We start from the raw sequence: 21,588 nt of genomic DNA, 5'->3' as shown, positions 1-21,588 counted from the left end.
GCCCTCTCCCCAACCTTCGGTGCATCGTTAGAGGTCAACGCGGCTCCTCGGCAACCAGCAGCAGCGATCGCGGCGCCACCAGGACGTTCGGTCCGCCTTCGTGAAAGGCTCGCTCTTCCGGATTGCTGTCCACCAGAACCCGCCAGTCGAGCGCCTCCGCAGCGTCCGGCAGCACGAACCGGCGCGGCTGCGCACCGCGGTGGAGGAGGATCGCCAGGCGCTCGCCGGCGGACCCCAGCACCATCGACAGGCTCTCACCTCGCTCCCAATCCTCCGCGGTCATTGCCGCGCCCTCGGGCGCAAGCCACGCCACGTCTCCGGCACCGGTCAGGAAGCGATCGTCGCGAAGCGCCGGCAGAGCATGGCGCAGCGCGATCAGCCGCGCCGTGAACGCACGCAGGCTCTCGTCGGCATTGTCCCAGTCGAGCCAACTGCTCTCATTGTCCTGGGCATAGGCATTGTTGTTGCCGTTCTGGCTCTGCCCGAATTCGGCGCCCATCGACAGCATTGGCGTACCGCGGGCGAGCAGCAGGGTGGCGAGCAAAGCGCGCTGGTCGTGCAGCCGCGCGGCACGGATCGTGAGATCGCCGGTCGGCCCCTCGGCGCCGTTGTTCCAGCTCGAATTCTCGTTCGAACCGTCACGATTCTGCTCGCCATTGGCCTGATTGTGCTTGGCCGAATAGGACACCAGGTCGGCAAGGGTGAAGCCGTCATGCGCGGTAACGAAGTTGACGCCGCGCGAGGGCCGGCGCTTGGCGGCGAACAGATCGGCGGATCCGGCCAGGCGGGTGGCGAGGCCGCCGAGCCGGCCGGGATCGCCGCGCCAGAAGCGGCGAACGTCGTCCCGAAAACGATCGTTCCATTCGCCCCAGGCGCCGCCGAAATGCCCGACCTGATAGCCGCCCGGACCGATGTCCCAGGCCTCGGCGATCAGCTTCAGCTCCCGCAGTTCGGGGTCCTGCTCGATGGCGGCGAGCAGGGGAGCCTGCGGGTCGAAGCCGTCGGCGCGCCGGCCGAGGCAGGTGGCGAGATCGAAGCGGAAGCCGTGCACTCCGGCGCGTGCCCAGCAGCGCAGCGCGTCCATCACCAGCCGCACCACCGGCGCGCGATCAAGCGCGAGCGTGTTGCCGGTGCCGCTGTCGTCGACATAGGCGGCCGGATCCTCGGAGCGCAGCCGGTAATAGGTGGCGTTGTCGAGACCACGCAGCGACAGGGTCGGGCCGAGCGCGTCGCCCTCGCCGCTGTGATTGTACACCACGTCGACGATCGTCTCGATCCCGGCCTCGGCAAGCGCCGCCACCGCAGCCCGGATTTCCGGCCATCCGCCGGGCGCGAGCCGCGGATCGGGGGCGAGAAAGGCGACGGGGTTGTAGCCCCAGTAATTGGTGAGACCGAGCGGGCCGAGATGGCGCTCGTCGATCCACGCCGCGGCAGGCAGGATCTCGACGCTGGTAACTCCCAGCCGGACGAGATGCGCGACCGCCGCCGGATGCGCGAGGCCGGCAAAGGTGCCGCGCAGTTCGGATGGAACGTCACCATGCCGCATGGTGAAACCGCGCACATGGAGTTCGTAGAGGATGGTCTCGGACCAGGGTACGGACAGGCGGGAGCGCGCATAATCAGCCTGAGCCCCGGAGAAGTCCGTTTGGGCTGAGCCTGTCGAAGCCCTCTGCTTCCTCTCGGCCGCGGCGATAAGGGAGGGCTTCGACAAGCTCAGCCCGAACGGGTCAAAGGGATCGGTGACGACTCCTTTCGGCATGAAAGGCGCGCTGTCCTCTGCGCTCGGCCCACCGGCCGCATCATGCCCGAACATGCTCGGATGCAGCCGAAACGCGCGATCGAGCACCAGCGCATGCGGATCGACGAGCAGTTTCGCCGGATTGAACCGATGTCCCTGCTCGGGCGCATAGGGCCCGTGCGCCCGCAAACCGTAACGCGCGCCCGCTCCGACACTGGCGACATGCCCGTGCCAGACATCGCCGGTTCGCGCCGGCAAGCGCACACGCTCGACCTCCACGCGCCCATCCGCATCGAACAGGCAGAATTCAATACCTTCCGCATGCGCCGAGAAGATCGCGACGTTCACCCCGTCGCCATCCGGCATGATGCCGAGCGGCTCGGGACTCCCCTCCCCCGCCGCGCGCGTCATGCCCGGCCGCGCGGCCTCGCGGGAGCGGCGGCCGGAATCAGACTGCGGTACAGCCGCGCATAATCCTGTGCCGGCCCGTGCCACGAGACGTCGGTGGCCATGCCGTTGCGCTGCAGCCGCGCCCAGATTTCAGGCTGCCGGTAGAGCGCGGCGGTGCGGCGCAGCGCGCCTTCGAACATCGTCTGGTTCACCGGCGAGAACATGACCCCCGTGGCAGCCTCCGCGGCAAGCGCCACCGGACTGGCGTCGATCACCGTGTCGGCGAGCCCGCCGACGCGCGCGACCACCGGCACCGCGCCGTAGCGCAGCGCGCACAATTGAGTCAGCCCGCACGGCTCGAATCGCGAGGGCACGAGCAAGGCGTCGGCGCCGGCCTGGATGCGATGGGCGAGCCCCTCGTCATAGCCGATGCGGCAGGCGATCTGCCCCGGGTGCGCGTCGGCGGCGGCCCGGAAGCCCGCTTCCAGCGCCGCGTCGCCGGAGCCGAGCAAGGCCAGCTGCGCCCCTTCGGCGATCAGCAGGGGCAGCGCATCGAGCAGCAGATCGAGGCCCTTCTGCCAGCCGAGCCGCGAGATCACCGCGAACAGCAATGTGTCCGGGCTTCCCGCCAGTCCCATCTCGGCCTGCAGCGCCGCCTTGTCCGCGGCGCGCGCGCCCGGATCGGCGGCACTGTAGGGCGCGGCGATCAGCGGATCGGCGCCCGGATTCCAGACATCGGTGTCGATGCCGTTCAAGATCCCCTGCAACCGCTCGGCCCGGCCGCGCAGCAGACCCTGCAAGCCCATGCCGAATTCGTCCGAACAGATTTCGTTGGCATAGGTCGGCGACACGGTCGTGATCCGGTCGGCAAGCTGCAGCCCCGCCTTCAGAAAGCCGATCTGGCCGTGATATTCGACACCGTCGACGGTGAACGCGCGCGGCGGCAGGCCCAAAGCGCCGAGCAGATCGGCCGGGAACGCCCCCTGGAAGGCGAGATTGTGCACCGTCATCACGGTCGGCACGCTCGGCCCTTCGCCGAAGGCGAAGTAGGCGGGCGTGAGCCCCGCCTGCCAATCATGGCAATGGATCACCCCCGGCGCATAATTCGGCAGCAATCCGCGGCCGAGCGCCGCCGCGACCCGCGCCAGCCCTGCGAAGCGAAAGGCATTGTCCGGCCAATCCTGCCCGTCCGGCTCCAGATAAGGATTGCCCGGCCGCGCGTAGAGGTGCGGGGCATCGATCACCAGCAAGTCGAGCCCCGCCGCCTTGCCGGCAAGCAGCCGCGCCGGGCCGCCGAACAGATCGTCGAAGGCGTGCACCGCCTGTGCGCGCTTCAGCGCGGCGGTCACCGCCGGATAGCCGGGCACGAGGGTGCGCATCGATATGCCCTCGGCGGCGAGTGCGGCCGGCAGCGCGCCGGCAACGTCGGCGAGGCCGCCGGTCTTGATCAGCGGATAGACTTCGGACGCGACCGACAGGACCTGGAGGCGCGCCATTACTTCAGGGCATCGAGCATCGGCTGGGTGATCAGGCACACGCCCGCGTCGGTGCGGCGGAAGCGCTGCGCGTCGAGCACCGGATCCTCGCCGACCACCAGGCCTTCCGGTATGGTGACTCCGCGATCGACGATCACGTTCTTGAGCCGAGCATGCCGTCCGACATTGACCCGCGGCAGGATCACCGCGCGGTCGATCGTCGTGAACGAATTCACTCGGACTCCAGTGAACAGCAGGCTGTTCGAAAGGCGCGCGCCGGACACGATGCAGTCTCCGGAAACGAGCGACGAGATCGCCTCGCCGCGGCGCCCTTCCATGTCGTGGACGAACTTGGCCGGCGCGACCATCTCGCTGTGCGTCCAGATCGGCCAGCTATGATCGTAGAGGTCGAGATCGGGCGTAATCGAGGTGAGGTCGATATTGGCCTGGAAATAGGCGTCGAGCGTGCCGACATCGCGCCAGTAGCTCGGCGCATCCGGGGTCGATCGCAGGGCCGATCGGCCGAACAGATGGGCGTGGGCGGTGCCCTTCTTGACCAGCTTGGGGATGATGTCCTTGCCGAAATCACGGCTGGAATTCGGATCCTCGGCATCCTCCTGCAGAACCTCGAACAGCAATTTGGTGTCGAACACGTAGATACCCATCGACGCCAGCGCGAGATCAGGATGGCCCGGCATCGCCGGCGGGTCTTTGGGTTTCTCGTGGAATTCGATGATCTTGTCGTTGTCGTCGACATGCATCACGCCGAAGGCGGTTGCCTCCATCCGCGGCACCTCGATGCAGCCGACGGTGACGTCGGCGCCGCTCTCTGCATGCTCGCAGAGCATGATCTCGTAATCCATCTTGTAGACGTGATCGCCTGCCAGGATGACGATGTACTGCGGCATGTAGGACGCGATGATGTCGATATTCTGGTACACCGCATCGGCGGTGCCGAGATACCAGAGCTCTTCCGACACGCGCTGGCTCGCCGGCAGAATGTCGAAGCTTTCGTTGCGTTCAGAGCGGAAGAAGGACCAGCCGCGCTGCAGGTGGCTGATCAGGCTGTGCGCCTTGTACTGGGTTGCCACCGCGATCCGCCGGATCCCCGAATTGAGCGCGTTCGACAGCGCGAAGTCGATGATCCTGGTCTTTCCGCCGAAATAGACGGCCGGCTTGGCGCGCCGGTCTGTCAGCTCCATAAGCCGGCTGCCGCGCCCGCCGGCCAGCACATAGGCCATGGCGTGCCGGGCATAGGGCCCATGGGGCTGTGTTTTCGGCGGCATGCATCCTCTCCCTTGTTACGGATGTGTAACTGACCACCGTCTTGCTGGTTTCATTCACTCTCCCAGCTTCAGATACAGGGTGGAAAGCGGTGGAAGGACAAGCTCCACCGAAGCAGGAAAACCGTGCGCCGGCTGCTCGGTTGCATCAACCGCGCCAAGATTTCCAATCCCGCTGCCGCCATATTCGTGCGCGTCGGAATTGAAGATCTCGATCCAGCGTCCTGCCGTCGGCAGGCCGATCCGGTAGCCGGGACGGGGTACCGGAGTCATGTTGCTGATCACCGCCACGGGCGCATCGCCTTCGTCGCCGAAGCGAAGCCAAGCGATTACGGACTGGTCGGCATCGTCGGCAACGATCCAGCGGAAGCCTTCCGGATCGGCATCGCGGCGGTGGAGCGCCGGCTCGGTTCGGTGCAGCCGATTCAGTGCGGCAACCGCATTCTTGAGGCCGGAATGAAGCGGGTCGGCGAGCACGTGCCAGTCGAGCTCGGTGCCGAAGGCCCACTCCTTCAACTGTCCGAATTCCTGGCCCATGAACAGCAATTTCTTGCCGGGATGGCCCCACATGAATCCGTAATAAGCCCGGGCATTGGCGAATTTCTGCCAGAGGTCGCCGGGCATCCTGCCGACGATCGACTTTTTGCCGTGCACGACCTCGTCGTGGCTGAGCGGCAGGATGAAATTCTCCGAAAAGGCATAATGCAGGCCGAAGGTGAGCTGGTGATGGTGGAAGCGGCGATGGACCGGCTCGCGCGCCATGTAATCCAGCGTGTCGTTCATCCAACCCATGTTCCACTTGAAGCCGAAGCCCAGGCCGCCGCCATGGACGGGCGCGGAGACTCCGGGCCAGGCGGTCGATTCCTCGGCGACGGTGAAGCGGTCGGGAAAGGCGCCGTAGAGGATCGTGTTCAGTTCGCGCAGGAAGCTCTCCGCCTCCCGATTCTCGCGTCCGCCCTCGGAATTGGGGATCCACTGCCCGGCCTCGCGCGAATAATCGAGGTAGAGCATCGAGGCGACCGCATCGACGCGGAGGCCGTCGATGCCGAATATCTCGAGCCAATAGAGCGCATTGGCGATCAGGTAATTGACCACCTCGCGCCGGCCGAAATCGTAGATGGCAGTGCCCCAGTCGGGATGGAAGCCGCGCCGCGGATCGGGATGCTCGTACAGGTGGGTTCCGTCGAAACGCGACAGGCCATGGACGTCGCACGGAAAGTGGGCCGGAACCCAATCGAGCAGCACGCCGATGCCGGCTTCGTGCGCCCGCTGGACCAGCCGCGCGAAGCCGGCCGGCTCGCCGAAGCGGCGGCTCGGGGCGAACATACCGATCGGCTGATAGCCCCAACTGTCGTCGAGCGGATGCTCCGAGATCGGCAGCAACTCGATATGGGTGAAGCCCATTTCCGCGACGTACGGGATCAGCCGGTCGGCGATGTCGTCATAGGAATTGAAGCGGCCGTCGGGCCGGCGCTGCCAGGATCCGAGATGGACTTCGTAGATCGACATCGGCTGACGGCGAAGGTCGCCGGCGGCCGAATAGCCGGCGCGAACCTCGGGCAGAGTGTCGATCCGCTCGACCACCGACGCGGTACCCGGGCGCAGTTCCGAGCCGAAGCCGACCGGATCGGCCTTGAGCGGCAGCAATTCCCCGCCGGGGCCGATGATCTCGTATTTATAGCCCTCGCCCTCGCCGAGCTCGGGAATGAAGATCTCCCAGACGCCGCTGTCGACACGCTTGCGCATCGGATGGCGGCGCCCGTCCCAGCGGTTGAAATCCCCGACCACGGCGACGCGGCGCGCATTCGGCGCCCAAACGGCAAAGGCGACACCGTCCGCGCCTTCGTGGGTGATCGGGTGGGCACCCAATTTGTCCCACAGGCGCCGGTGCGCGCCCTCGCCCATCAGATGGTCGTCGAGCGGGCCGAGCACCGGACCGAAGCGATAGGCATCGCCCTGCTCCCAGCTTTCCGTGCCGCGCGTCGCGCGTAGCCGGTAGGCCGGAAGGTCCCCCTCGATCAGCCCTTCGAAGAAGCCGTCGTCATGGGTACGCGCGATCTCGGCGAAGGCCTTGCCCGTCACGTCGATCAGCTCCAGCCGTTCGGCACCCGGCACGAACGCGCGGACCACTGTGGCGCCTTCCTGGCGGTGGGGGCCCAGGATCGCGAACGGATCGGCGTGGCGCGCGGCGGCGACCGCAGCCACCTCAGCGTCGGAGGCGCGCCAGCTCGCCGGCGCTTTTCCTACCTTGCTAGCGGTACGTTCCAGATGTCCTCCGCATATTCCCGGACTGCCCGATCCGAGGAGAACCAACTGACCCCGCCAATGTTCAACAGGGCGCTTCTCCACCAGGCGGCGGGATCGCGCCAGCGTTGCGCGACCTCGGCCTGGGCGGAGGCGTAGGCGTCGAAATCGGCCGAGACCAGAAAATAGTCGCGGTGGGTGAGATCGTCGACGAGACTGCGGTAGCGGTCCGGCTCGCCCGGCGAGAAGCGGCCGGAGCGCAGCTCCTCCAGCGCCTGGGCGAGCATCGGCGAGGCGGCGATCGTCTCGGCCATGTCGATCCCGGCGGCGCGGCGCGCCTCCACTTCCGCGGCGGTCATGCCGAAGATGAAGATATTGTCGGCGCCGACCCGCTCGAGGATCTCGACATTGGCGCCGTCGAGCGTGCCGATGGTCAGCGCCCCGTTCAGCGCCAGCTTCATGTTGCCGGTGCCAGAGGCTTCCATGCCGGCGGTCGAGATCTGCTCCGAAAGATCGGAGGCCGGAATGATCCGCTCGGCCAGGCTGACATTGTAATTGGGCAGGAAGGCGACCTTCAGCCGTCCGCGCAGGGTCGCATCGGCGTTCACCACCGCGGCGACGTCATTGATCAATTTGATGATCAGCTTGGCGCGATGGTAGCTCGCCGCCGCCTTGCCGGCGAAGATCTTGACCCGCGGCGTCCAGTCGCTGGTCGGATGGGCGCGCATCGCGGCGTACAGCGCCACCGTCTCCAGGATGTTGAGCAGCTGGCGCTTATATTCGTGGATGCGCTTGATCTGGACGTCGAACATCGCGTCCGGATCGACGCGTATGCCGGTGCGCTCCTCGATGATCCCGCCGAGCACTTCCTTGTTCGCGCGGCGCACCCGGGCGAGGCGTTCGTGGAGCGCGCTGTCGCCGCTGTGCGCCGCCAGCATCTCCAGGCCTTCCGCCTTGTCGAGCACGCTTTCGCCGGCGACCTCGACGAGCAGGCGCGTGAGGCCGGGATTGGCTTCGTGCAGCCAACGGCGGAAGGTGATTCCGTTGGTCTTGTTGACGATCCGATCCGGATAGAGCGCGTGGAAATCGCGGAAGACCGTCTCCTTCATCAACTCGGTGTGAAGCGCCGATACCCCGTTCACCTTGTGCGAGCCGAGGAAGCTCAGCGGCCCCATCCGCACCCGGCGCGGGCCGTGCTCGTCGATCAGCGAGACGGTGGCGAGCAGGGCCGGATCGGTCTTGCCGCCTTCTGCGAGACGATCGAGGTGGAGCGCATTGATCAGATAGATGATCTGCATGTGGCGCGGCAGCAGCCGCTCCATCAGCGGCACCGGCCAGGTCTCGAGCGCTTCCGGAAGCAAGGTGTGGTTGGTGTAGGAGAACACGCCCTGGGTCAGCGCCCAGGCCTTCTCCCACTCGACCTGGTGGACGTCGACCAGCAGCCGCATCATCTCGGCGACACCGATTGCCGGATGGGTGTCGTTGAGCTGGATCGCGACGCAATCGGGCAGCGTTTCCAGCGGCGCCGTTTCGAGGTGCCGGCGGAGCAGATCCTGGATCGAGGCGGACGCGAAGAAATATTCCTGGCGGAGGCGCAGCTCCTGCCCCGCCTCGCTCTCGTCGGACGGGTAGAGCACCTGGGTAATCGCTTCGGCACGGCCGCGGGCCGCGAGTGCGCCGAGATGGTCGCCGCGGTTGAACGTATCGAGCCGCAGCGGATCGGGTGCGCGCGCCGACCACAGGCGCAGGGTGTTGACGTGGCGTCCGCGCCAGCCGACCACCGGCGTGTCGAAGGCGATCGCGTCGACCGTCTCGGCCGGGCGCCAGATCGCCGCATGTCCGCCATTGCCGGCAAGCGCCTCGACGCTGCCGCCGAAACCGATCGGATAGGCGACTTCGGGCCGCTCGAACTCCCAGGGATTGCGGTGCTCGAGCCAGGTGTCGGGGAATTCCTGCTGCTCGCCGTCCTTGATCACCTGCCGGAACAGGCCGTTCTCGTAACGGATTCCGTAGCCGTGCGCCGGGACGGCGAGGCTCGCCATCGATTCCATGTAGCAGGCGGCGAGCCGGCCGAGTCCGCCGTTGCCGAGCGCCGGATCGGGCTCGAGCCCACGAAGCGCCTCCAGATCGACGCCGAGCTCGCCAAGGGCGGTGCGCATCGTCTCGGTGAGACCGAGATTGTGGAGGCTGTCGACCAGCGAACGGCCGATCAGGAATTCGAGGCTGAGATAATAGACCCGCTTCTTCTTCTCGGCCTTGGTGGCGCGGGTGGAGGTCATCCACCGCTCGATCACCCGGTCCCGGACCGCCAGCGCGGTCGCCAGGAACCAGTCATGCGCGCGCGCCGCGATCGGATCCTTGCCGACCGAATAAGCGAGCTTGTTGACGATCAGCCGCCGCAGCGCCGCGACATCTTCGTCCTGCGACGGCAAAGCGAGCTGGCTCGCGGTCATCGCCCGTGCAACGCCCCCCGGCGCGCCCGAGCCGAAATCATTATACGCCATGCTACCCCACCCCGGGAAAAGAGATGCAGGTTAGGGCCGCCGTTACGCCCCTGCAACGCCGCGTTTCTGCGTAGGCGGACGGTAAGGGGGAGAGGACGATCGGCACCGTCCCGCCAAAAGAGAAGCCCCTCCCCCTGAAGGGAAGGGGCGTGATTGAATTCCCTCACGTAATCACGTCCGGCCGCTCCCGCCCGGTATGCACCTTGATCCCGGCAAGCGCTTCCGCCGCATCGATCAGCGGCTTCAGCGCATCGCCGACCGCAAGACCAAGATCGCCGCCGGCCGGCTCATAGCGCTCCAGATAGACGCGCAACGTCGCACCCTCGGTGCCGGTCCCGGAGAGGCGGAAGACGATCCGCGAGCCGTCGTCGAACAGCACCCGCAGGCCCTGGTGCCGGCTGAGCGACTGATCGGTCTGATCGAGGTAGGAGAAATCGTCGGCGCTGGCGATTCGCAGGCCATTGACCTCGATCCCGGCCAGCCGGTCGAGCTTGTCGCGCAGACCGCCGACCACCGCGTCCGCCTTGTCGACCGGCAGCGCCTCGTAATCGTGGCGGGCATAATAATTGCGCCCGAACCGCGCCCAATGTTCCGTCAGGATTTCGGCAACGCTCTGCTTGCGGCTGGCGAGGATGTTCAGCCACAGCAGCACCGCCCAGACGCCGTCTTTCTCGCGGACGTGGTTGGATCCGGTGCCGGCGCTCTCCTCGCCGCAGATCGTCACCAGCCCGGCATCGAGCAGGTTGCCGAAGAACTTCCAGCCGGTCGGCGTCTCGAAAAGGCCGATGCCGAGCGCCTCGGCGACCCGATCGGCGGCCTGGCTGGTCGGCATCGAGCGGGCGATGCCGGCGAGGCCCGCCGAGTAGGCCGGAGCGAGATGGGCATTGGCGGCAAGCACGGCGAGCGAGTCCGAGGGCGAGACGAAGATGCCGCGGCCGATGATCAGGTTGCGATCGCCGTCGCCGTCCGATGCGGCGCCGAAATCGGGTGCCGCCTCGCCCATCATGCGTTCGTAGAGCTCGTGGGCGTGGACGAGGTTGGGATCGGGATGGTGGCCGCCGAAATCGCGCAGCGGCACGCCATTCTGAACCGTGCCCGCCGCGGCACCCAGCCGCCGCTCGAGGATCTCGGTCGCATAAGGCCCGGTGACCGCATGCATCGCGTCGAAGCTCAAGGTGAAGCCGCCGGCGATCATCGCCCGGATCGCGGCGAAATCGAACAGGCTCTCCATCAGGTCGGCATAATCGGCGACGGAGTCGATCACCTCCACCGCCATGTCGCCGACGTGCGTCTCGCCGATCGTGTCCAGATCGATCTCGTCGGCATCGACGACGCGATAGCGGTCGATTTCCTTGGTCCGCGCGTAGATCGCGTCGGTGACTTTCTCGGTCGCCGGGCCGCCATTGGTGCCGTTATATTTGATCCCGAAATCCTCGTCGGGCCCGCCCGGATTGTGGCTTGCTGAGAGGATCAGCCCGCCGGTCGCCTTGCGCAGCCGGATGACGTGGCTTGCGGCGGGCGTCGAAAGGATGCCGCCGCGGCCGACGACCACTCTGGCGAAGCCGTTCGCCGCCGCCATGCGGATCGCGATCTGGATCACCTCGCGATTGAAATAGCGCCCGTCGCCGCCGATCACGAGGATGTCGCGGCCGTCGATCACGTCGAACACCGACTGGATGAAGTTCGCCGCGTAATTCTCCTGCTGGAACACGCGCACCTTCTTGCGCAGGCCCGACGTGCCCGGCTTCTGGTCGGCATAGGGCCGGGTGGCGACGTCTCTGATCGTCAATGGATTACCCTTTCGTTACGCTTACGGCACGAGCGCATGGCGTCCGCGTCCGTCCCTGTCCATCCTTTCGACGCGTCCTCTCCAGGTGACGGTCCTGCCCCTCGATGAGGCTGAGGACGGGACGCGAACTAGACCCGGCGCAAGGCATAAGACCTTTCCCCGAACAGCTCCGCCGCCTCAAGCACCTCCCCGCCGGGAACGACAATCTGCGTATCGTCCCAATATTGCGCCGGGAAGACAGGCGCGTCGAGACCGTGCAGCGCCGCGCCGACATGAAGCGGCACCGTCACCAGCAAGCGATCCTCGCCGTGCGTCCGCAGGAACGCGAAGACGTGGTCCGCCCGCGGCCCGGTCACTGCGATGCGCTCGAACCGCCCTTGCGCGAACAGCTGCGGCTTCTCCCGCCGCAGCGCCAGCGCCTCGGCGATCGCCTTCTGCTTCACCGCGCCCGAACGCCAATCGTCCGCGCCCTCTGCCAGCGCTTCGATCCGCGCCGCGAAACCGACCGGCCGGCGATTGTCGGGATCGACTAGGCTGAAATCCCAGAATTCGGTGCCCTGATAGCAATCGGGCACCCCGGGAACGGTGCAGCGCAGGACCGCCTGGGTGATCGCGTTGACCGCCCCCGCCGCCGCGATCTCGCCGACGAAGGACTCGAGCTCGGCAACGAAGCCGCCCGCCAGCAGATCGCGGGCGAAGGCCTCGCACCTCTGCTCATAGACCTCGTCCGGATGCGTCCAAGACGACCGCAGCTTGGCCTCGCGCAGCGCCTTGGTCTGCCAGGCCGCAACCCGCGCGCCGAAATCGTCCGTGCCTCCCGCCAGCGGCCAGGCACCGACCAGAGTCTGGAACAGCGGATAGGCGTCGCCCGCGTCGATCCCGTCGGGCACGCGAGCGAGCCAGCGCCGCGCCGTCTCGATCCAGCGCTCGGGCAACTCGCTCAACACGGCGAGCCTCGCGCGGACGTCCTCGCCGCGCTTGTGGTCGTGGGTCGCGGTAGCGAGCAGAGCGTGCGGGAAGGTTTCGAGGCGCTCGACTGACGCCCGGGCGAAATGCTCCGGTGTCGCGGCGAAGCGGCCCGGATCGAATCCGACGTCGGTGCGCGAGAGCAATCGGCCGTAGCGGTAGAAAGCGGTGTCCTCGACCGCCTTGGCCGACACCGGCGCGGAGAGCTGCTGAAACCGCCGCACTGCGTCGCGACGCAAGGCGAGGTCGCCGGGCCCCTCGCCGGCGAGCCAGCCGACGACGCGGTCGATCAACGGCGCTTCGGCCGGTCCGATCTCCGCTTTGGCGCGCGCAGCGGCGTCCGCGCGGATCGGTGCGTCCGTTTCCACTGCGCCGTCGCCGGTGCCATAGGTGCGATAGGCCGGGAACACCGACAGCAGAGCGGTCAGTCCGCGGCGGAGCGCGCCGGCAGAGACGTCGCGGGTGGAAACGTCGGATCGGGCGAGCGCGTGGAAGGCGGCGACCGCGGCCTCGAGCTGGCCCGAGAAGCTGCGGCTGAGGATTTCCAGCCGCGCGGCCTTCTCCTCCTCGGCGAAGTCGCGCGGCCGGCCGCTGAGCTCCGCCCAGAAATCCGACAGCGGCGCCTCGCCCGCGGGATCATGGAGCAGGGCCGCGGCTTCGTTCATATAATCATAGCCGCTGGTGCCGTCGGTGCCCCATTCAGGCGGCAGCCGTTCACCCTCGGCGAGGATCTTCTCGACCACCAGATAAGCGGGCCCGCCCGGCGCCTCGGGCAGGCGCGAGGCTGCAGCCACGTCGAGCGCGGCGCGCAGGCGGCGGCAATAATCGGTCGGGTCGGCGAGCCCGTCGACATGGTCGACGCGGACTCCGTCTATGAGTCCTTCGCCATAGAGCCGCAGCGGTAGCGCATGGACGGCGTCGAACACCGCCGGATCCTCGACGCGGAGGCCGGCGAGCTCGGTGATCTCGAAGAATCGGCGCCAGTTGATCTCGTCGCCGGCCACCCGCCACCAGGCGAGCCGGTGAAGCTGGCGATCGAGCAGGGCATGGAGCCGCTCGCGCCCGGCGTCGCGGGTCCCGTCATACAGTGTCTTCAATTCCTCCGCGGCGGCATCGTTGAGCCGCTCTGATCCGGCTTCGGCGAGCAGGGCCGGATAATCGTCGCGGCGGATCGGGAAACGGTGGGTGCCGTAAGCGAGCACCGAAAGACGCCTTTTGTCCGGCTCGTAGTCGAGCACGAGATCCCCGCTGGCGAGCACCTCGTCATAGGGCGCGCCGAGGAAGGGCGCGAGCACCTTGCCTTCGAGCTCGCGATCGGCCGGCGCCCAGTCGATGTCGAAATAGCGCGCATAGGGGCTCTGGGCACCTTTCTCGAGCACGTCGAGCCACCATTCATTGTCGGCGCCGCCGACGGCCATGTGGTTGGGCACGATGTCGAGGATGATGCCGAGCCCGCGCGCGCGCAACGCCGCCGCCAGCGCGCGGAAATCCGCCTCGCCGCCAAGCTCCGGATTGATCGTCGTCGGATCGACGACGTCGTAGCCGTGGGTCGAGCCGGCCCGCGCAGTGGCGATCGGCGACGCATAAAGGTGGCTGATGCCGAGGTCGGCGAGATAGTCGACCAGCGGCAGGGCGGCCGAGAACGGAAAATCCTTGTGGAACTGGATCCGGTAGGTGGCGCGCGGCGTCACTTGGCCCTCGCCTGGTTGATCCGCTCGATCCGCCGAACATTGGCGGGATCGGAGAGCAAGGCCTCGCCGGTGCCCGGGAGACGGCGGCGCCAATTGGGATGCTCGTCGATCGTGCCGGGAAGGTTCGGCGCCTCGTCGATGCCGAACAGATCTTCCGCCGGAAACAGCGCAAGATCGCATGGCGCGGAAGCGGTGAAGGCCAGCGCGGCATCGAGTGCCGGCTCCGGGTCGTCGCCGGCCGGCGCTTTGCCGGTGACGATTCCGGCGTCGACGAAGGCCCCCCACAGCCCAGCCCGTTCTTCGGCGCGCGCACTGCGCGCATCGGCCATGTCGGCGCCGGTCAGCTTCTCGCGCCAGTCGAGATCGCGTTCGCGCCACCAGCCGGCGATCGGCACGAGATCGTGGGTGCTGGTCATTGCCACCGCGCCCGCGCCCCAGTCTGCATTCGGCCGGAACTCGCCGTCTTCGTTGCGCTCGAACGGCAGCACCCGCATGCCGTAGATGCCGCGTGCCGCGATCGCGTCGCGGAAGCCCGGCGGGACGACGCCGAGATCCTCGCCGATCACCGCCACCCCGGCGCGCTGCGATTCCAGCGCGATCAGCCGCAGCAGATCCTGCTCCGGCATCTTGAGATAGGCGCCGTCCATCGGCGAGGCGCCTTCGGGAACCAGCCACAGCCGCCGAAGGCCGAGCGCGTGATCGATGCGGATCGCGCCCGCGTGGCGCATCGCCGCACGCAGCATCCGGATGAACGGCGCGAAGCCGGTCCGGCGCAGGCCCTCCGGCGAGAAGCTGGTCAGCCCCCAATTCTGGCCGGCGGCCTGGAACGCGTCGGGCGGCGCGCCGATGCCGAGCCCGGTCAGCAATTCGCCGCGGCGGCTCCAGGCATGGCTGCCGCCGGGATCGAGCCCGACCGCGAGATCGGCGACGAGGCCCACCGCCATGCCGCGCGCGCGGGCGATGCCGTGGGCGCCGCCGAGCGATGCGTCGGCGAGCCATTGCAGGAAGATGTGGAAGCGGATCTCGTCGGCATTGGCCTTGGCGAATTTGGCCACCGCCTCACCGTGCGGATCCCGATAATCGGCCGGCCAGGCCTGCCAGCCGCCGGCGCCCTGAGTGCGGAAGAAGAAGCCCTGCAGCGCCTCGAACACGGCATGCTGGCGGAGGCGCTCGCCGCCTATTTCTGCGAAAGCGTTGAAATGGCTCTCATCCCGATCGGGATCGGCGAAGAAATCGTCGTGGAAGCGGCGCAGCGCCTGCATCCGGCACGGCCACGCCTGCTGCCAATCGATGAGGTCGCCCGTTCCGGGGCCGCCGCAATCATGCTCGATGCCGATCAGCGCCGGATCGATGAACAGCGGGTTGAGATATTCGCGGCTCGACGGCGAATAGGGGCTGTAGCGCCCCGGATCGGCGGTGAAGAGCGCGTGGACCGGGCTGATCGCCAGCGCATCCATGCCGCGCTCGGCCGCTGCCCAGCCGAATTCGGCGAGCGCGCCGAAATCGCCGAACGCGGTCGGATGCTCGCCGCGCAGCGCATAGATCTGCACCGACGCGCCCCAGGGACGCCGCCCGCCCTCGCCCGCCGGCATCGGCGCGCAGCGCTGCGGCGCGACCGCGACGACCAGCGATCCGTGATGATGCTCGATCCCGTGATAACCGGCCACGTCGATCGCCGGCAGCAGTCCGTCGGGGCCGAGATCATGCTCGATCGTCTCCCCGCTCTCGAGCCGCATCCGCACCTTGCCGTGAACGCCCGGGAGCCTCACCGGCGTGCCGAGATCGGCGGTGACGAAATTGGCCGCATGCGCCTGCGCAAGCGCCTCGGCCGCAGCCTTGCAATCGGCTGGGGTCGCGCAGGGGTGGCCGAGCGCGGTGAGGATGGTCCGCAGATTGGCATCGGACACGGTCTGCGGATTCCCGTCCGCATCCTCCCACTCGACGATCAGCCCGGCCGCATCGGCAAGGGCATGGAGAGCCTGGTCAGTCATTGCGCGAATTTCCGATCTATCAACCGCCCCTCCCGTTCAAGGGCGGGGAAAGGGGTGGGTTGCGGCCGAAACCGCTCGACGGCGTGAAGACGCCCATCATCGCACGTCCTCCAGCCACGCCGCGAAGGAGGCTCCCGGGAGCAGCCCCTCGCCAGGGGCCTCTCCGATCACCGTCAACGGCGCCGCCTCGGGCGCGGCCAGCGCCGCTGTCTGATCACCCAAATTCAACGCCACGGTCAGCCGCCCGGTCCCGAGCCGCCAGCGCGCCACCACCGCCTTTTCGCCGATCGCTTCCGCACCCTCGCTGCGCGCCTCCGCAAGCCCCGGCACGATCCGCGCCCGCCGCAGCGCCAGCAATTCGGTGTACAAGGCCCGCCACGCCTCCGAGCCCGGCCCGGGCTGGGGCCGCGACCCCTCGAACGTCGAGCGCGCGTTCGGATCCGGAATCTTCGCCCGCGCCTCGGGATCGGCAAAGGCCGGGAATTTGGCGAATTCCCTGCGCCGTCCCTCGCGCACCGCGTCGGCGAGTTCGTCGTGGAAATCGGTGAAGAACAGGAACGGGCTCTCCGATCCCAATTCGTCGCCCATGAACAGCAACGGTATCTGCGGCGCCAGCAGCAGCAGCCCGGTCGCGGCGCGGAGCCTGGCAGGGTCGGTCAGCAGGGTCAGCCGCTCGCCGAGCGCGCGATTGCCGACCTGGTCGTGATTTTGGAGGAACGGCACGAACCGCGTCGGCGGCAGATGGCCCGACGGCACGCCGCGGGCGTGGCCGTCGAAATCCTCGCCTTGGTAGACGAAGCCCTCGGCCAGGCAGCGCGCAAGCCGCTCCGCGGGGCGCTCGGCGAAATGGGCGTAATAAGCGTCGCGCTCGCCGGTCAGCAGGACATGGAGGACGTTGTGGAAGTCGTCATTCCACTGCGCGTCATAGCCCCCGGGCCCCAGGCGCGCGGCGTCGTTGCCCTCATTCTCCAGCACCAGATGGACGTGCCGCCCCGGCTCGACGCCCGCGCGAATCTCCGCCGCCATGCGGTCGAGGAAATCGGAGTCGCCGATCGCGTGGACCGCGTCGAAGCGCAGGCCGTCGAAACGATATTCGTTCAGCCACATCAGCGCATTGTCGATGAAATAGCGGGCGACCGCCTGCTGCCGCACGTCGATCGCCCCGCCCCAAGGCGTGTGCACGTCCTCGCGGAAGAAGGCGGGCGCGTAGGCGCCGAGATAATTCCCGTCGGGCCCGAAATGATTGTAGACGACGTCCAGGAACACCATCAGCCCGAGTTCGTGGGCACGGTCGACCAGCGCCTTCAATTCGTCCGGCGTGCCGAGCGCCGCATCGGGGGCATAGGGAAGCACCCCGTCATAGCCCCAGTTGCGGGTGCCGGAGAAATCGCCGATCGGCATCAGCTCGATCGCGGTGACGCCAAGGGCCGCGATCTCCGGGAGCTTCTCGGCAACGCCTGCGAATCCGCCGAGCACACCGGCGTGCAGTTCGTACAGCACCACCTCTTCCCACGGCCGGCCGGTCCAGTCGGGGCGGCGCCAGGCATAGGCTGCGGGGTCGACGACGAGGCTCGGATCATGAACGTCGCCGGCCTGCGCGCGCGAGGCGGGATCGGGCACGGCGAGATCGGGCGAGACGCGGTATTTGTAGGCGGTGCCTGGGGCCGCAGGGGCCTCGAGCGCAAACCAGCCGTCCGGCTCGGACGTCATTGGCATCGGATCGCGCCCCTCGATCTCGAGCAAGACGGCGTCACTGCCGGGAGCCCACAAGCGAAAGCGCGCCCGCCCGTCAGGGAGCAGGGTGGCGCCCCAGGTCGTCGGATGGGAGAAGGAGGTCATAGCCGCCTCACCCTCTTCGATTCATGTCTCCCCTCCCAGCAAGGAAGAGGAAGAACGAGGGCCGGGACGTTGATCACGCCCGACTCCACCCGACCACGACCACCGCCCCGCGATCGGCGACCTCGATCGCCTCGCCGTCGCCGAGGTCGCGTTCCGCCCCGGTCGGATCGGCGCTGTCGACCATCAGCCGCCGCTGCAGCGCTGGCCCCGCCAGCGTGAAGCTCAGCGGCACGTGGCTGCCGTTGACCAGCAGGTCCACCGTCTCGATGCCGCCGTCATCGGTGCGCCGCGCCCGCCGCATCACCAGCGCGCGCCCTTCCGGATTCTGCCAATCCTCGGGGCTCAGCCGGTTGCCGCTCTCGTCGAACCAGTCGATGTCCGGCACCCCGTCCGCCACCTCTTCCTGGCCGTAGAGGAAGCGCCCGCTGCGGATCAGTTCGTTATCCCGCCGCAGCGCAATCAGGCGCGCGACGAAGTCGGTCAGCGCTTCGCCCTCTTCCGAGCGCGCGGCCGCCCAGTCGATCCAGCTGATCTCATTGTCCTGGGCATAGGCATTGTTGTTGCCGCCCTGCGTCCGGCCGAATTCGTCGCCGGCGAGCAGCATCGGCGTGCCGAGCGAGCAGAGCAACGTAACCAGCATCGAACGGCGCACCCGGCCCCGCACCGCGAGGATTGCCGGATCGCCGGTCTCCCCTTCGGCGCCCCAGTTGCAGCTCATATTGTCGCTGTGGCCGTCTCTGTTATCCTCGCCATTGGCCTCGTTGTGGCGCTGCTCGTAGCTGACCAGATCGTTGAGCGTGTAGCCGTCATGGCTGGCGAGGAAGTTGAGGCTCGCCCAGGGCCGGCGCGCGCGGCGGTCGAACAGGTCCCCCGATCCCGCAATGCGCGCCGCGAATTCGGGACGCAGGCCGGCATCGCCCTTCCAGAAGCGGCGGACGGAATCGCGATATTTGTCGTTCCACTCGGCAAAGCCCGGCGGGTGATTGCCGAGCTGGTAGCCGCCCGGGCCGATGTCCCACGGCTCGGAGATCAGCTTCAGCCGCCCAAGCACCGGATCCTGGCGCAGCACGTCGAACAGGCTCGCGCCCGGATCGAAGCCGCCGTCGGCCGCATCGCGCCCGAGCGTGGCGCCGAGATCGAAGCGGAAGCCGTCGACCCGAAAGCTTTCCGCCCAGTAGCGCAGGGAATCCGCGACGAGCTGGACCACCCGGGCGCTGCCGAAATTGAGCGTATTGCCGGTGCCGGTGTCGTTCACGCAGTAACGCGGATTGTCCGCCTGCAGGCGGTAATAGGAGGCGTTGTCGAGGCCGCGGAAGCTCATCGTCTGGCCGAGCTCGCTGCCTTCGCAGGTATGATTGTAGACGACGTCGAGGATCACCTCGATGCCCGCGGCGTGCAGCCGGCGGATCGCGATCCTCAGATCGTCATGGGTCGCCTCGACGCTTTGGCCGCGCGCGCCGTAAAGCGGCTCCGGCGCGAAGAAGGACAGGCTGTTATAGCCCCAATAATTGGTGAGCCCCTTCTCGACCAGGAAGCGGTCCTTCACGAAGGCGTGGATCGGCATCAGTTCGAGCGCGGTGATGCCGAGCCGCTTCAGATGATCGATCACCTTGGGATGGGCGAGTGCCGAAAACGTGCCGCGTTCCTCCGGCGGCACCTCTTCCATCAGCCGGGTGAGGCCGCGGACATGCGCCTCGTAGATCACCGTCTTCGACCAGGGGGTGTTCGGGCGGACGTCGCCCGTCCAGTCGAATGCATCGGCGGTAACCACGCCCTTGGGCGTCGCCGCCGCGCTGTCGCGCGCGTCGAACGACAGATCGGCCTTCCGCGAGCGCACCCGGTAGCCGTGCAGCGCATCGGTCCAGCGCACCTGGCCGTGGAGCCGGCGGGTATAGGGATCGAGCAGCAATTTGTGCGGATTGAAACGGTGGCCCTGTTCGGGCGCGTAGGCGCCGTGGGCACGATAGCCGTAGAGCAGGCCCGGCCGCGCCTCGGGAAGATAGCCGTGGAACACCTCGTCGGTGACTTCCGGAAGCGCGATCCGCGCGACCTCGCGCTTGCCCGAGGGATCGAACAGGCACAATTCGATCGCGTCGGCATGGGCGGAGAAGACCGCGAAATTGACGCCGAGGCCGTCGAACGTCGCCCCGAGCGGATAGGGAGAACCGCTTTCCAGGCGGTCCGGCAGGCGGTTCAAGAGCATTCCTTCACGAGACTGGAGACGGGCACGCGAGCCCGCACGCGCCAGGACGGCGCGGTGCGGATCAGGCGTGGGAACGGCGGAGAAGGAGGCTGGTTCCCGTGTTTTTGCGCTGCAGCATCCGCGCGGGAGTGCGCCCGCTGCCAGCGCCGATCAGCCGACGCAGCTGATCTTCCGGTCACATTCCTGACATGCAAGCTCCGCTAAGCGCAGCGCCGTGGCTGAATCGTCCCCCCGGCGTGCACCGCCTGCACGTGCCGACGGCGCCCCGCGTTCATCGATCGCCTCCCGCGTTCGGGCGGCGTTGGACAAGCGCAGCGGCACGAGCCCGCAATGCTGACTCTGCGGCGCATCCCCCCGGCCGGCCGCGCTCATCCGGACGCCCTTCTGTCCTTCTATTTCGAACGCCTCGAACGGCATCTCGGCGCCGCCAGCCGGGCTTTGGCGCATGCGCTCGGCCGATTCGGCAACGGGCGCGGCGAGTCGCGCGAATTCGGCATTCCCCGATCCGAATGGCGTCTGATCCAGGGCCGGGTCGCGCCCGACCGCTACGTCGCGATGCACGTTCGCCGCGGCATGCATCGGCTGATCAATCCCGGCGCGCTGCCGCTCGGCACCAGCCTGCTGAAGAACAAGGTCGCGTTCGCCCGTTTCGCGGCGGCGAACGGGCTGGCGGCGCCGCTCACCATCGCGCCTGGCCTTGAGACCGATACGGCGCGGCTGCTCGCGTCCGGCGATCTGATCCTCAAGCCCAATTTCAGCTCCAAGGGCAGAGGCGTCGTCCGGGTCCGCCGCGATGGCGGCCGCTGGTGGACGAGCGACGGCGCCGCTGTCGACGACGCGGCGCTTGCCGCCCGGATCGCGGATGTGGTCGCCAAGGGCGGCATCGCCCAGCAGGCGATTGCCGCGAATCCCGATCTCGCCTTGATCTCGCCCGCTGCCCTGCCGACCGTACGGATCATGACCTTCCTGGACGGCCACGGTCCGCCCGAGCCCGGGCTGGCGGTGGTCCGGCTTGGCGGCGGCACCGCCCCCGTCGACAATTTCAACCGCGGTGGCCTGATCGCGACGCCAGATTGCGCCGGCCGTCTGCGCGATGCTTTCGGCAAGAGCCCTGACGGATTGCTGCAGGCGCTGCGGGCCCATCCGGCCACGGGCGAGGACCTCGAGCGGGTGCTGCCGCCGGACATGCTCGCCGGAGCGACCCGCCTCGCGCAGGAGGCGCATGCGCGGCTCGGCTCCTCTTATGCGGTGGTCGGCTGGGACATCGGTCTCGGAGAGGCCGGTCCAATCCTTATCGAAGGCAATTGGAACCCCGGCACGATCCTGCCGCAAGTCTCCGCCGGTGCCGGTCTCTCGCAGATGCCGATGGGTGCCTGCTACCGGCGGGCGCTGGAGGCGGTGCCGGAAAGCCGCTGGCGTGCGGCCAGGCTGGTCGAACTCGACCGGTAGAACCGGGCGGTCGCGGCAGGTGCGCT

Annotated in this window: 11 protein-coding genes; 1 reads left to right on the top strand and 10 read right to left on the bottom strand. The window is 67.9% G+C overall.

Annotated elements, in window-relative coordinates; genetic code table 11:
- Nucleotides 1-34: 34 nt before the first annotated feature.
- The 10 genes from glgX (C7I55_RS17455) to glgX (C7I55_RS17410) all read right to left on the bottom strand — a co-directional run bounded on the left by glgX (C7I55_RS17455) (nt 35) and on the right by glgX (C7I55_RS17410) (nt 20,107).
- Nucleotides 35-2,149, bottom strand: a complete 2,115-nt coding sequence (gene glgX, locus C7I55_RS17455; protein ID WP_106514276.1) for a glycogen debranching protein GlgX — start codon at nt 2,147-2,149, stop codon at nt 35-37.
- On the bottom strand, nt 2,146-3,624 hold the full coding sequence (gene glgA, locus C7I55_RS17450; protein WP_106514275.1) for a glycogen synthase GlgA: 1,479 nt from the start codon (nt 3,622-3,624) through the stop codon (nt 2,146-2,148). Before glgA ends, glgX (C7I55_RS17455) begins: the two co-directional genes overlap by 4 nt.
- On the bottom strand, nt 3,624-4,889 hold the full coding sequence (gene glgC, locus C7I55_RS17445; RefSeq protein ID WP_106514274.1) for a glucose-1-phosphate adenylyltransferase: 1,266 nt from the start codon (nt 4,887-4,889) through the stop codon (nt 3,624-3,626). The genes glgA and glgC overlap by 1 nt, the downstream gene beginning before the upstream one ends.
- Before the next feature lie 54 nt (nt 4,890-4,943).
- Nucleotides 4,944-7,091, bottom strand: coding sequence for a 1,4-alpha-glucan branching protein GlgB (gene glgB, locus C7I55_RS17440; RefSeq protein WP_199192866.1), 2,148 nt, complete (start codon nt 7,089-7,091; stop codon nt 4,944-4,946).
- Nucleotides 7,092-7,129: 38 nt separating this feature from the next.
- Nucleotides 7,130-9,583 carry a glycogen/starch/alpha-glucan phosphorylase gene (locus tag C7I55_RS17435; RefSeq protein ID WP_106514273.1) on the bottom strand — a complete coding sequence of 818 codons (2,454 nt, stop codon included), beginning with the start codon at nt 9,581-9,583 and terminating at the stop codon, nt 7,130-7,132.
- A 214-nt stretch (nt 9,584-9,797) separates the two neighbouring features.
- Nucleotides 9,798-11,423 carry an alpha-D-glucose phosphate-specific phosphoglucomutase gene (locus C7I55_RS17430; protein WP_106514272.1) on the bottom strand — a complete coding sequence of 542 codons (1,626 nt, stop codon included), beginning with the start codon at nt 11,421-11,423 and terminating at the stop codon, nt 9,798-9,800.
- 128 nt (nt 11,424-11,551) lie between these two features.
- Nucleotides 11,552-14,080 carry a malto-oligosyltrehalose synthase gene (treY, locus tag C7I55_RS17425; protein ID WP_106514271.1) on the bottom strand — a complete coding sequence of 843 codons (2,529 nt, stop codon included), beginning with the start codon at nt 14,078-14,080 and terminating at the stop codon, nt 11,552-11,554.
- Nucleotides 14,077-16,071, bottom strand: coding sequence for a 4-alpha-glucanotransferase (malQ, locus tag C7I55_RS17420; RefSeq protein ID WP_106514270.1), 1,995 nt, complete (start codon nt 16,069-16,071; stop codon nt 14,077-14,079). Before malQ ends, treY begins: the two co-directional genes overlap by 4 nt.
- A gap of 96 nt (nt 16,072-16,167) precedes the next feature.
- Nucleotides 16,168-17,910, bottom strand: coding sequence for a malto-oligosyltrehalose trehalohydrolase (gene treZ / locus C7I55_RS17415; RefSeq protein ID WP_106514269.1), 1,743 nt, complete (start codon nt 17,908-17,910; stop codon nt 16,168-16,170).
- A gap of 73 nt (nt 17,911-17,983) precedes the next feature.
- Nucleotides 17,984-20,107, bottom strand: a complete 2,124-nt coding sequence (glgX, locus tag C7I55_RS17410; protein ID WP_233222266.1) for a glycogen debranching protein GlgX — start codon at nt 20,105-20,107, stop codon at nt 17,984-17,986.
- Between the two features lie 336 nt (nt 20,108-20,443).
- Between glgX (C7I55_RS17410) and C7I55_RS17405 the strand changes: the two genes are divergently transcribed.
- Nucleotides 20,444-21,562, top strand: a complete 1,119-nt coding sequence (locus C7I55_RS17405) for a sugar-transfer associated ATP-grasp domain-containing protein (protein ID WP_106514267.1) — start codon at nt 20,444-20,446, stop codon at nt 21,560-21,562.
- Nucleotides 21,563-21,588: the final 26 nt, after the last annotated feature.

Source organism: Allosphingosinicella deserti, assembly GCF_003012735.1.
Classification (GTDB): Bacteria; Pseudomonadota; Alphaproteobacteria; order Sphingomonadales; family Sphingomonadaceae; genus Allosphingosinicella; species Allosphingosinicella deserti.
The sequence above is the reverse complement of the archived record's forward strand: the minus strand, read 5'-3'. Positions and strand labels throughout refer to the sequence as shown.

Coding starts and splice junctions, on each gene's coding strand:
- glgC (WP_106514274.1), bottom strand. CDS start 4,889: ATGCCGCCGAAAACACAGCCCCATGGGCCCTATGCCCGGCACGCCATG.
- glgX (WP_106514276.1), bottom strand. CDS start 2,149: ATGACGCGCGCGGCGGGGGAGGGGAGTCCCGAGCCGCTCGGCATCATG.
- C7I55_RS17405 (WP_106514267.1), top strand. CDS start 20,444: ATGCTGACTCTGCGGCGCATCCCCCCGGCCGGCCGCGCTCATCCGGAC.
- malQ (WP_106514270.1), bottom strand. CDS start 16,071: ATGACTGACCAGGCTCTCCATGCCCTTGCCGATGCGGCCGGGCTGATC.
- glgA (WP_106514275.1), bottom strand. CDS start 3,624: ATGGCGCGCCTCCAGGTCCTGTCGGTCGCGTCCGAAGTCTATCCGCTG.
- treZ (WP_106514269.1), bottom strand. CDS start 17,910: ATGACCTCCTTCTCCCATCCGACGACCTGGGGCGCCACCCTGCTCCCT.
- C7I55_RS17435 (WP_106514273.1), bottom strand. CDS start 9,583: ATGACCGCGAGCCAGCTCGCTTTGCCGTCGCAGGACGAAGATGTCGCG.